The organism is Arthrobacter alkaliphilus, from assembly GCF_021483235.1.
Taxonomy (GTDB): Bacteria; Actinomycetota; Actinomycetes; order Actinomycetales; family Micrococcaceae; genus Arthrobacter; species Arthrobacter alkaliphilus.
Genome location: NZ_JAKEEC010000018.1, coordinates 33,532 through 44,725, shown reverse-complemented (window position 1 = coordinate 44,725; position 11,194 = coordinate 33,532). Strand labels below are relative to the sequence as shown.

At 63.4% G+C, this 11,194-nt stretch carries 11 protein-coding genes; 6 read left to right on the top strand and 5 right to left on the bottom strand.

Annotated features, from left to right (window positions below):
• Positions 1 to 3: 3 nt before the first annotated feature.
• From purM to L0B83_RS13225, 3 genes are all read right to left on the bottom strand, one after another.
• On the bottom strand, positions 4 to 1,164 hold the full coding sequence (purM, locus tag L0B83_RS13235) for a phosphoribosylformylglycinamidine cyclo-ligase (protein WP_234758919.1): 1,161 nt from the start codon (positions 1,162 to 1,164) through the stop codon (positions 4 to 6).
• On the bottom strand, positions 1,161 to 2,780 hold the full coding sequence (gene purF / locus L0B83_RS13230; RefSeq protein WP_234758918.1) for an amidophosphoribosyltransferase: 1,620 nt from the start codon (positions 2,778 to 2,780) through the stop codon (positions 1,161 to 1,163). Before purF ends, purM begins: the two co-directional genes overlap by 4 nt.
• A 62-nt stretch (positions 2,781 to 2,842) precedes the next feature.
• A complete protein-coding gene (locus L0B83_RS13225; protein ID WP_234758917.1) occupies positions 2,843 to 3,154 on the bottom strand; it encodes a hypothetical protein in 312 nt (103 codons plus the stop codon).
• Positions 3,155 to 3,289: 135 nt separating this feature from the next.
• Here L0B83_RS13225 and L0B83_RS13220 point away from each other — a divergent pair, with 135 nt between their 5' ends.
• Genes L0B83_RS13220 through L0B83_RS13195 form a run of 6 tightly spaced genes read left to right on the top strand, consistent with a single transcriptional unit; the run spans position 3,290 to position 10,028 of the window.
• Positions 3,290 to 4,834: an amino acid permease gene (locus L0B83_RS13220; RefSeq protein WP_234758916.1), complete on the top strand. Its 1,545-nt coding sequence runs from the start codon at positions 3,290 to 3,292 to the stop codon at positions 4,832 to 4,834.
• A 59-nt stretch (positions 4,835 to 4,893) separates the two neighbouring features.
• Positions 4,894 to 5,628 (top strand): FadR/GntR family transcriptional regulator, encoded by a 735-nt coding sequence (locus L0B83_RS13215; RefSeq protein ID WP_234758915.1) that lies wholly within the window; start codon positions 4,894 to 4,896, stop codon positions 5,626 to 5,628.
• Positions 5,625 to 7,037 carry a glutamine synthetase family protein gene (locus tag L0B83_RS13210; RefSeq protein ID WP_308193993.1) on the top strand — a complete coding sequence of 471 codons (1,413 nt, stop codon included), beginning with the start codon at positions 5,625 to 5,627 and terminating at the stop codon, positions 7,035 to 7,037. Before L0B83_RS13215 ends, L0B83_RS13210 begins: the two co-directional genes overlap by 4 nt.
• 59 nt (positions 7,038 to 7,096) lie before the next feature.
• Entirely contained in the window at positions 7,097 to 7,843 is a 747-nt protein-coding gene (locus L0B83_RS13205; RefSeq protein ID WP_234758914.1) for a gamma-glutamyl-gamma-aminobutyrate hydrolase family protein, read from the top strand.
• On the top strand, positions 7,840 to 9,204 hold the full coding sequence (locus tag L0B83_RS13200) for an aldehyde dehydrogenase family protein (protein ID WP_234758913.1): 1,365 nt from the start codon (positions 7,840 to 7,842) through the stop codon (positions 9,202 to 9,204). Before L0B83_RS13205 ends, L0B83_RS13200 begins: the two co-directional genes overlap by 4 nt.
• 41 nt (positions 9,205 to 9,245) lie before the next feature.
• Entirely contained in the window at positions 9,246 to 10,028 is a 783-nt protein-coding gene (locus tag L0B83_RS13195; RefSeq protein ID WP_234758912.1) for a 3-oxoacyl-ACP reductase, read from the top strand.
• Here L0B83_RS13195 and uraH read toward each other — a convergent pair.
• Entirely contained in the window at positions 10,025 to 10,366 is a 342-nt protein-coding gene (uraH, locus tag L0B83_RS13190; RefSeq protein ID WP_234758911.1) for a hydroxyisourate hydrolase, read from the bottom strand. The two genes, L0B83_RS13195 and uraH, sit on opposite strands and share 4 nt — an antisense overlap.
• Positions 10,363 to 10,893: a 2-oxo-4-hydroxy-4-carboxy-5-ureidoimidazoline decarboxylase gene (gene uraD, locus L0B83_RS13185; protein ID WP_234758910.1), complete on the bottom strand. Its 531-nt coding sequence runs from the start codon at positions 10,891 to 10,893 to the stop codon at positions 10,363 to 10,365. Before uraD ends, uraH begins: the two co-directional genes overlap by 4 nt.
• Between the last annotated feature and the right edge of the window lie 301 nt (positions 10,894 to 11,194).

The window sequence follows — 11,194 nt, the reverse complement described above, 5'->3', positions numbered from 1 at the left end:
CCCTTACGCGTAAGCGTTCACCAGGCGGACGGCGCCGCCGTCGACGCCCTTGGCGCCCTGGACGTAGTCCGGGCCGCTCTTGATGATGGAGTCCGAGTCCGCCTCGACGGTACCCATGACCCATGACGGCAGTCCGCGCTCGTTGAGGCGGGCCACGGCTGCGTCGGCGATTTCGGGGGACACGATGGCCACCATGCCGACACCGAGGTTGAGCGTGCGCTCAAGGTCGGCCAGCGGCACGTTGCCGAGCTCGGAGACCAGTTTGAAGATGGCGGGAAGTTCCCACGTGGCGCGGTCAACCGTGGCCACGAGGCCCTGCGGCAGGACACGGGCCAGGTTTGCCGCCAGGCCGCCGCCGGTGACGTGGCTGAATCCGTGCACCGCGCCGGGCGCCGAAGCCAGGCCGCTGACCGGGAAGGCGCGGGCGAGGTCCAGGCAGTCAGCCGCGTAGACGCGGGTGGGCTCCAGCAGCTCTTCCCCGAGGGTACGGCCGAGCTCGGAAACCTGGCGGTCCAGGGCCCAACCGGCGTGGTTGATCACGCGGCGGACCAACGAATAGCCGTTGGAGTGCAGGCCGGAGGAAGCCATGCCGATCACGACGTCGCCGGCACGGACCCGGTCCGGTCCGAGCAGGGCGTCGGCTTCGACAACACCGGTAGCAGCACCGGCGACGTCGTACTCGTGCTCACCCAGCAAGCCGGGGTGCTCAGCGGTTTCGCCACCCACCAGGGCGGTGCCGGCCACGGAGCAAGCCGCCGCGATGCCGCGGACAATGTCGGCGATACGCTCGGGGACAACCTTGCCGCACGCGATGTAGTCGGTCATGAAGAGCGGCTCTGCACCGACCACCACGATGTCGTCCACCACCATGCCCACCAGGTCGAAGCCGATGGTGTCGTGGATGTCCATGGCCTGGGCGATCGCCACCTTGGTGCCCACGCCGTCCGTGGACGTGGCCAGCAGCGGCTTCTTGAAGGCAACCAGCTTGGAGACGTCGTACAGTCCGGCGAAGCCGCCGACGCCGCCGAGGACCGAGCTGTTGTGGGTCGCCTTGACGGCGTCCTTCATGAGTTCCACGGCACGGTCGCCCGCTTCGACATCAACGCCGGCGGACGCGTAGGTGATGCCGGTGGTGTTCTCGGCGGCGGAGGATGCGGAGGTCATACAGACTCTTTCTTATCGGCGTCAGTCAGCAGGTTCTCAAACTCGGCGTCGGGTCCCGGGTCGCAACCCGTGGCTCCGGGCTTGTTGGCGGGATCGTCCGAGTCCGCGGTCGCGGCTTCGGCGGAGGTGTCCGACGTCGGCAGCCCGCCGAGGTCGGTGCGCTCCAGGAGGTTCTTGCCCAGTTTGTTCGAACCCGGAAGTGCGATGGGGTACTTGCCGGTGAAGCAGGCAGTACAAAGGCGTTCGCGCGGCTGCTGGGTGGCGCCGATCATGCCGTCTTCGGAAATGTAGGCCAGCGAATCTGCTCCGATGGCCTGGGAGATTTCCTCGATGGTGGCGCCGTTGGCAATCAGTTCGGCGCGGGAGGCGAAGTCGATGCCGTAGAAGCAGGGCCACTGGACCGGCGGGGAGGAGATCTTGACGTGGACGGCCGCGGCCCCGGCCTCGCGGAGCATCCGGACGATGGCGCGCTGGGTGTTGCCGCGGACGATCGAGTCGTCCACCACCACTACGCGCTTGCCGCGGATGACGGACTCGAGGGCGTTGAGCTTGAGCCGGATGCCGAGCTGGCGCAGGGTCTGCGAGGGCTGGATGAACGTGCGGCCCACGTAGGAGTTTTTGACGAAGCCGTGGGCGAACGGGATCCCGGATTCTTCGGCGTAGCCGACCGCCGCCGGGGTTCCGGATTCGGGGACCGGGATGACGATGTCCGCTACCTGGGTGTTTTCGCGGGCCAACTGGCGGCCCATCTCCACACGTGATTCGTACACGGAGCGGCCGGCAATCGAAGCATCCGGGCGCGCAAGGTAGACGTATTCGAAAACGCAACCGGCCGGCGTCGCTTCGGCGAAACGCTGGGAACGGACGCCGTTCTCGTCGATGGCGATGAACTCGCCGGGCTCGATCTCGCGGATGAAGCTCGCGCCGACAGTGGCCAGGGCGGACTGTTCCGAGGCAACAACCCAACCGCGTTCGAGGCGGCCAAGGCACAGCGGACGGATGCCGAAGGTGTCGCGCGCGGCGTACAGGGTTCCTTCATCCATGAACACGAAGCAGAAGCCGCCACGGATCTTGGGAAGCAACTCGAGCGCAGTCTGTTCGAGGGTCTTGCCCTCTTCGCCCTCGAGGAGCGCGGTAACCAAGGCGGTGTCCGAGGTGTTGCCTTGCTTCATTTCTCCGGTCAGCTGACCGCCGTTGAGTCCGAGGATCATCTCCCGCAGCTCGGCAGTGTTGGTCAGGTTGCCGTTGTGCGCGAGGGCAACAGTTCCGGTGGCGGTTGCGCCGAGGGTGGGCTGCGCGTTCGCCCAGTGGCTCGCTCCGGTGGTGGAATAGCGGCAGTGGCCGACGGCGAGGTGCCCGGTGAGGGTATTCAGCGTTGTCTCGTCGAAGACCTGGGACACGAGGCCCATGTCCTTGTAGACATTGATCCGCTTGCCGTCACTGGTAGCAATACCAGCCGATTCCTGTCCGCGGTGCTGCAACGCATACAGCCCGTAATAGGTAAGTTTTGCTACTTCTTCGCCCGGAGCCCAGACCCCGAAGACGCCACAAGCATCCTGAGGTCCTTTTTCGTCGGGGAGAAGATCATGAGAAAGTTTTCCGTCGCCACGTGCCACTGGTCAATTGTCGCATGATGTTGGCGTGGTACCTTCCCCCACGCGGCATTGTGACCGGGATCCTATGCCTCGGCGTCGTCCTCTGTGGGGCTCGGAATGGCCTCGACGACGGCACGCCGGGTGCGCCGCACGCTGAGCTTGTCGAGGATGAGGGCCGCGATGGCACCGAGCAGCACTCCGCCTGCGGCGAATGACACGAGGAAGAATCCGAAGACTGCCCCGGTGTCAAAACTCTCGTCGCCGGGGATCCCGTACGCCACGAACGCTGCGACGATGATGCCGAGGATCCCGCCCAATGCCATGAACGGAACGAACTTCGGCGCGCGGCGGACCGTGATGTCGCGGCGCTCGGGGGCGCTGTCCTCAGAAACCATGTCTTCCAGCCTACCGTTTCGAAGAAATAGTTTTGTGGTCTGAAGTCAGACCATTGACAGCCGTATGTGAAGTAGGTCACTATCGATGCGAACGGTGCCGGCCCGTTCCCCCGTCCGTTTAGAAAGAGAATAATCATGAGTGATCGTTCTACGGCAGCTGAGGTGCAGGCTGTGCAAGACGCAGATGCTGCGGCCCTCGCCGAGCTTGGCTACAAGCAAGAGCTGCACCGCGGCATGTCCGGCTTCTCCAACTTCGCAGTCTCCTTTTCCATCATTTCGATCTTGGCTGGCTGCATCACCTCCTTCAGCATCGCGCTCAAGTCCGGCGGCCCGGCCGCCATCAACCTCGGTTGGCCCATCGTCGGACTCCTGGTTCTGACCGTCGCCCTTTCCATGGCCGAGGTTTGCTCCCGGTACCCCACGGCCGGCGGTTTGTATTTCTGGGCCGGCAGGCTGGCAAAACGCAATAAGAGGGCCTGGGCCTGGTATGTCGGCTGGTTCAACTTCCTCGGTGAAGTGGCTGTCACGGCCGCGATCGACTTTGGCTGCGCCACCACGATGATGGCCTTCGCGGCACTGACTTTCGGCGTCGAGCCCACCGCTGGCGCTACCTTCGCATTGTTCGTCGTGCTGATGGTCATCCACGCCCTGCTCAACAGTTTCGGCGTCAAGATTGTCAGTTTCCTGTCCAATGTCTCCGCGTGGTGGCACATCGTGGGCGTCGCGATCATCGTGGCTGCCCTGTGGATCATGCCTACCCGGCACCAGTCCTTCGACTGGACGATGACGGCGTGGCACAACGAAACCGGCTTCACTTTCGGGCCGTACGTCTTCCTCATGGGCCTGCTGATGTCGCAGTACACCTATACGGGCTACGACGCTTCGGCCCACGTTGCAGAAGAGACCAAGAATGCAGCCATCGCGGCCCCGAAGGGGATCGTCATGAGCGTGGTCATCTCAATCATTGGCGGCTGGATCCTGCTCTACTCACTCGTCGCGGCCATACCGGACGGTTCAGAGGAAGGCCTCACCGCGCTTGGCGCCACGGCCACCGGATTGCCCCCGGCCCAGATCTTCCTGGATGCACTGGGCAACCCCGACGTGGCGAAGTTCCTCCTCGCCATCGTGGTGGGAGCACAGTTCTTCTGCGGCATGGCGTCCGTGACGGCAAATTCGCGCATGACGTACGCTTTCTCCCGCGACAATGCATTGCCGGGCTCCCGCATCTGGGCGAAAGTCAACGCCCGGAGCGGCACGCCCACCAATTCCATTTGGCTCTGCGTTGGCTGCGCGATCGTGCTCGCCTCACCCGCCCTGTTCAACACAACCGCGTATTTCGCAGTGACGAGCGTCGCCGTCATCGGCCTCTACATCGCGTACATCACCCCGGTGTTGCTCCGCAGGCTCAACGAGAACTTCGTGCCCGGTCCATGGCACCTCGGGAAATGGAGTCCTATCATCAACTGGACGGCGATTGTGTGGGTCGCCATCATCGTGATTCTGTTCGTCCTTCCGCCGGTCGCGGATATCACCATCGACACCTTCAACTACGCGCCAGTCGCCGTCGTGGTCGTCTTCCTTCTTGCGACCGTTCTTTGGTACACCACGGGGCGCCGGACGTTCATGTCGAGTGCCGAGCAGGAGCACCTGACGATTGACGCGGATAAGCTGCTCAATTAGCACACTCGCGGGCCGCCGGCGGTTCCCCGCCGGCGGCCTCCCAACAAGGAAGGCTCCCAATGTTGTTTGCCGAACCGATGGAATCGCCCCTGCTGGAGGCGGTCTTGCTTCCGGCGCGCGGACACATGGCCTTCGAGTCTTGCGTCGAGCACCTGGGATCGGCAATACAGTTGGGGATCTTCAAGACCGGCGAACGGCTCCCGCCCGAGCGGGATCTGGCAGAGCGTATGCAGGTCTCCCGGGCGACGTTGCGGGAAGCGATCAGCGCGCTGCGTGCGGCGGGCTTCGTCACGACCGTCCGGGGGAGGGGCGGCGGAACCATCGTGGAGCCGGTCGGCAACGCACGGCCGCCGGAGCGTCCCGGCAACAAGGACCGCCAGGAGGAAATGAGCGACATCCTCATCTTCCGCTCGGTGATTGAACCTGGTGCCTGCCAGCGGGCGGCCTCGATGCGGCTGAGCGAGGATCAGCGCCGGCTCCTCACTGATTCCTTGGCTGAAGTTGAAAACGCGGGTTCACCGGTGGAGTACAGGCAAGCGGATGCCCGCCTCCACCTGGCCTTCTCCGCCGTCGCGGGGTCCTCGGAACTCAGTAAAGCCAGCACCACCATTCAGACAAAGATCCATGAATTCCTCGCGGAAATCCCCTTTCTGCAACGGAATATCGAACATTCAAACCAAGAACATCGATTGATAGTGCAGGCCATCCTCGACGGCGAGCCTGCAGCAGCCCGAAGCGTCATGGAATTGCACTGCGAGGCCACTGCCGCACTACTCAAGGGACTACTGAAATGAGCGTGACAATGAACGACAATCCGAATGAGATATCCACCACCGTCCACCCGCGCAATGACCGTATGCTCAGCGTCGAGCAGCTCAAAGCGCAGATTGGCAATGGCTCCATAGACACCGTCATTCTTGGCTTCACCGACATGCAGGGCAGGTTGCAGGGCAAGCTCTTCCACGCGCAATTCTTCCTGGATTCCGTCCTGGAACATGGCACAGAGGGCTGCAACTACCTCCTCGCCGTGGACACCGAAATGAACACCGTGGATGGCTACGACATTTCCTCGTGGGAAAAGGGTTACGGAGACATGCTCTTCGACCTGGACCTGGACACGATCCGCATCCTTCCCTATCGCGAGGGGAGTGTGCTGATCCAGTGCGATCTGTCTACGACCGATGGCACGCCGGTCTCCGTTTCGCCCCGGGCCATGCTCAAGCGCCAAACGGCCAAGGCAGCCGAGCGCGGTTGGAAGGCACTTGCCGGAACCGAGCTCGAGTTCGTGGTCTACAACGACTCCTACGAGCAAGCGTGGGACCTGGACTACAAGAACCTCACTCCCGCCAACCAATACAACGTGGACTACTCGCTCCTGGGCTCCGGCCGCGTGGAGCCCCTGCTCCGCCGGATCCGGAACGAGATGTACCGAGCCGGCATGACTGTCGAATCGGCCAAGGGCGAGTGCAACCTCGGCCAGCACGAGATCGCGTTCAAGTACGACGAAGTAGTCACCACGGCGGACAACCATTCCGTCTACAAGACCGCGGCCAAGGACATCGCGCACGAGCTGGGCCAATCCATCACGTTCATGGCAAAGCCCAACCAGCGGGAGGGCAATTCCTGCCACATCCACTTGTCCCTTCGCGGACTCGATGACCAACTGGTTTTCTGGGACGACGCCACCGGCGCCCGCACCAAGACCTACGATCACTTCATCGCCGGCGTGCTGGCCACGATGCGGGAATTCACGCTCTTTTACGCTCCCAACATCAACTCCTACAAGCGGTTCGTCAAAGGCTCTTTCGCCCCCACCGCGGTGGCCTGGGGCCTCGACAACCGCACATGCTCGGTGCGCCTCGTGGGGCACGGTCAAAGCGCGCGGCTGGAAAACCGGCTGCCGGGTGGCGACGTGAACCCGTATTTGGCGTTGTCGGCCATGCTCGCCGGAGGGCTGTACGGAATCGAAAATGAGCTCGAGCTCGAACCTGCGACAACCGGCAATGCCTACACTTCCGGCGCTCCTACCGTGCCGACGACCATGCGGGAAGCGCGGGATCTGTTCGCCAACTCCGTGATCGCCAAGGAAGTTTTCGGCGAGGACGTGGTGCGGCACTACGTGAACTACGCCGACGTCGAACTGGCAGCTTTTGAGTCCGCCATCACGGACTGGGAGCTCCGCCGCGGTTTCGAAAGGCTGTAGGGACGATGGCTCGAAATGGGAATCCGGCGCCAAGTCCGGACCGTCGGCCGAGGATCGCCTTGACCACCTACCTCCAAAACGCGAAGTGGGGGGTTTGGGACGCGGGGGCGGCGGTGCTGCCGGCAACATATTTGGAAGCCGTAGTGGCAGCAGGCGGCACCCCGCTCCTGCTGCCGCCCATCGGCACCGATACCTCCGTCCTTGACCTCGTGGATGGCTTGATCGTGGTGGGAGGAGCCGACGTCGATCCCGGAAATTACGACGCCGAGCCCCACCCGACCACCCGCAGCCAGCCCGCCCGGGATAAGCACGACATCGCTTTGACGCTGGCTGCATTGGAGAAAGGGGTTCCGCTCTTCGCAATCTGCCGCGGCGCGCAAATCCTGAACGTGGCCTTGGGCGGAAACCTCATCCAGCATGTGCCGGATGTGCTGCCCGAGGCGGACTACCAACCCGCTCCGGGAGTTTACGGCGAGGTGGAGTTCCGCACCGAACCGGGCAGCATCAGCGCTGAGCTTCTAGGCGAAAGAGCATCCGCGCCCGTCTATCACCACCAGATCCTGGACCGGGTTGCCGAAGGCCTTTGCGTCACCGCGCGGGCAGCGGACGGCACGATCGAAGCAGTCGAGTCGACCCGAGGAAGCTGGGCGTTGGGCGTTCAATTTCATCCGGAACAAAATCGTTCCGACTTGCGCCTCTTCGAAGGATTCGTTGAGGCCGCCAGAAGGTACCGTGACGGTGAACCCCACGCTGAGCGCCGCAATGCCTCCATGGACTTCAAACCCACAGAAAGGAGCTGGGCGTGACCGCCACGACTTTTGACATTATCAATCCGGCCACCGAGGAGTTCCTTGAAACTGTTGAACTGGCATCCCTCGCCGAGACCGACACCCTGATTGCCCGCGCGGCTGCTGCCTTTGAGACCTGGCGGAAGGTGTCGCCGTCGGACCGGGCGCTCCTCTTGCGCCGGTTCGCTGCCGCCGTCGACGCCGACCTCGAAAACCTCGCGCAACTGGAAGTCCGCAATGCGGGACACACGATCGGCAACGCCCGCTGGGAAGCAGGCAATGCACGCGACGTCATCAATTACTACTCGGCGGCTCCCGAGCGGCACTTCGGGCGGCAGATCCCCGTTGCCGGCGGCCTCGATGTGACGTTCCACGAGCCACTCGGCGTGGTAGGCGTCATTGTGCCGTGGAACTTTCCCATGCCGATCGCGGCGTGGGGATTCGCTCCGGCGCTTGCGGCAGGCAACACCGTGGTGCTCAAGCCTGCGGAAATTACGCCGCTGACCGCGATAAGGCTGGGTGAGCTCGCCCGCGAGGCCGGACTGCCCGACGGCGTGCTGACGATCATCCCGGGGAAGGGTTCCGTAGTGGGGGAACGCTTCGTTACCCACCCGGCGGTGCGAAAGGTCGTCTTCACCGGGTCCACCCAGGTCGGCAAGCAGATCATGGCCGGTTGTGCCGAACAAGTGAAGCGCGTGACGCTCGAGTTGGGTGGCAAGAGCGCGAACATCGTGTTCGCCGACGCCGACCTTCAGGCCGCTGCTGCTGCCGCTCCCGGTGGCGCGTTCGACAACGCCGGCCAGGACTGCTGTGCCAGGTCCCGGATCCTCGTCGAAAAATCGGCCTACGACAGCTTTTTGGAACTACTGGAACCCGCGGTCCGGGCCGTCAAAGTCGGCGACCCGACGGACGAAAGTACGGTCATGGGGCCGCTGATTTCCGCCCGGCAAAGGGAAACCGTTGCGGGCTTTGTGCCCTCGGGAGCGCCCATAGCCTTCCAGGGCGAGGTGCCCGAAGGGCCGGGATTCTGGTTCCCGCCCACCGTCCTGGCTCCCGATTCCTTCGACGACCGCGCAGTGCGGGAAGAGATCTTCGGACCCGTGGTCGTCGTCGTACCTTTCAACGACGAGGCGGACGCGGTGCGGATCGCCAACGACACCGAATACGGACTCTCCGGATCCATCTGGACACAAGACATCGGCCGGGCCTTGCGCGTGGCCCGTGGAGTGGATGCCGGAAACCTCTCGGTGAACTCGCACTCTTCAGTCCGGTATTCGACGCCGTTCGGCGGCTTCAAGCAATCGGGCCTCGGCCGCGAGCTGGGTCCGGACGCGCTCGATTCCTTCAGCGAAGTAAAAAACGTCTTTATCGCGCACTGAACCCACCGACTTTGAACCCCATCATTCAAGGAGAGATCACCATGACCGAATTCATTTCAAACCGCCTCAAGGACCGCACCGCCGTCATCACCGGCGGTGGCAGCGGGATCGGCTTGGCCACGGCCAAGCGTTTCGCCTCGGAGGGTGCCAACGTGGTCATCGCCGATATCGATCCCGCAGCCGGAGAAGCAGCAGCGGCCGCCGTTGATGGCATCTTCGTGAAGGTCAACGTCACGGACGAGCAGGAAGTCATCGACCTCTTCGCCGCCGCCAAGAGCCACTACGGCAGCGTGGATATCGCGTTCAACAACGCGGGCATTTCGCCTCCGGACGATGCCTCGATCCTCGACACCGGAATCGACGCCTGGCGCCGGGTCCAGGAGGTGAACCTGACCAGTGTCTATTACTGCTGCAAATACGCGCTGCCGTACATGTTGGAGCAGGGCAAAGGCTCGATTATCAACACCGCGTCTTTTGTGGCCGTGATGGGCGCGGCGACATCGCAGATCTCCTACAGCGCTTCCAAAGGCGGCGTGCTGGCAATGACCCGCGAGCTCGGCGTCGAATTCGCCCGCAAGGGTGTCCGGATCAACGCCTTGTGCCCCGGACCGGTTAACACCCCGTTGCTGAAGGAACTCTTCGCCTCCGATCCGGAGCGGGCAGCGCGCCGCTTGGTCCATGTGCCCTTGGGACGCTTCGCCGAGCCCGAGGAACTGGCCGCGTCGGTGGCCTTCCTTGCGAGCGACGACGCCTCGTTCATCACCGCGTCGACCTTCATGGTTGATGGCGGAATTTCCGGAGCGTACGTCACCCCGATCGACTAACTTCCTCGATACGTCGAGAAGGCGAAAGGGCTCAGCAGGAGCGGCACGTGGTAGTGCTCGCCGGCGTCGGACACCGTAAAGCTCAGGTCCACTTCCGGGAAAAAGGTGTCCACGCCCTGGGCCTTGTAATACGGGCCGGTCGCGAAGTTCAGGCGGTAACTGCCGCCCTCGACCCTCTCGGGACCCAGGTCCTTGATCCGGCCGTCCGCATCGGTGGTGCCGCTTGCCACGCGCCGCCAAGTGTCGCCGTCGCGCACAGAGAGCACGACGGCGACACCGGACGCCGGGCGCCCGGAACCGGTGTCCAGGATGTGGGTGGTGATCTGGGAAACACTCATTTGCTGGGTACTCCTTCGCTGCTCGCGCTGTTTTCGCTGACCACGCCGGCAAGGCGCAGCAGTGCGATTTCGCGCAATTGTCCGGCCACGATGACGTCTTCTTCTTCCGCGGTATGGGTCAACCGTTCCCGGAGGGAGGCCAGGATGTCCTTGGCCGACCGTCCTGCTGCGCGGATAAGGAAGACGCGGCCGAATTTGGCCTCGTATTGACGGTTGCCTTCGGCCAATGCTGTTACGACGTCCTCGTCGCCGGGGTCGACGCCGGCTTGTTCCGAGCGGGACATCGCGGCCTCGGTGGTCTGCGCCTTGGGCCGTTCGCCGATCCGGGGGTGGTGGGCCATCGCGGCGGCTACTTCGTCCGATGTGAACGGCTCGGCCGTTTCCCGGGCGAAATCGATCAAGGAGTCCAGACTGTTGAATGGGCGCGCATCCGCGATGTGCTCCACCCAACGCTGGATGTCGAGGCATGGGCGGAGGACGTCGATGGCGTCCGGACGGTCCACGCTGTTGAATACGTCAAGCTGCATGCTTGTTCATTCCTCGTGCGAGTGCTGGCATCCATGGTGTTGGCTATGCGGAACTCCGGCGATTCCTGCCGGATGGACTCGTTGTCTTTGTTCGCGAGTCTTCCACATCATGGAACTGTTATTTCAGCATACGTAATAGTGAAATCGAATGACCGCCACGGTGTCAAGAGAATACCGCATCCCGGCCCTCCGCTCGCTGCCGTCCTTGGAACGCGCGGTCACCTTTGGGGGTGTTCCCCGGGACGCCCGGTCACCTTTGGGGGTGTTCCCCGGGACGCCCGGTCACCTTTGGCGGTGTTTC

Bases quoted from the DNA above. Each gene is read 5' to 3' on its own strand.
- purM (WP_234758919.1), bottom strand. From the start codon at position 1,164: ATGACCTCCGCATCCTCCGCCGCCGAGAACACCACCGGCATCACCTAC.
- L0B83_RS13225 (WP_234758917.1), bottom strand. From the start codon at position 3,154: ATGGTTTCTGAGGACAGCGCCCCCGAGCGCCGCGACATCACGGTCCGC.
- L0B83_RS13220 (WP_234758916.1), top strand. From the start codon at position 3,290: ATGAGTGATCGTTCTACGGCAGCTGAGGTGCAGGCTGTGCAAGACGCA.
- L0B83_RS13215 (WP_234758915.1), top strand. From the start codon at position 4,894: ATGTTGTTTGCCGAACCGATGGAATCGCCCCTGCTGGAGGCGGTCTTG.
- L0B83_RS13210 (WP_308193993.1), top strand. From the start codon at position 5,625: ATGAGCGTGACAATGAACGACAATCCGAATGAGATATCCACCACCGTC.
- L0B83_RS13195 (WP_234758912.1), top strand. From the start codon at position 9,246: ATGACCGAATTCATTTCAAACCGCCTCAAGGACCGCACCGCCGTCATC.
- uraH (WP_234758911.1), bottom strand. From the start codon at position 10,366: ATGAGTGTTTCCCAGATCACCACCCACATCCTGGACACCGGTTCCGGG.
- uraD (WP_234758910.1), bottom strand. From the start codon at position 10,893: ATGCAGCTTGACGTATTCAACAGCGTGGACCGTCCGGACGCCATCGAC.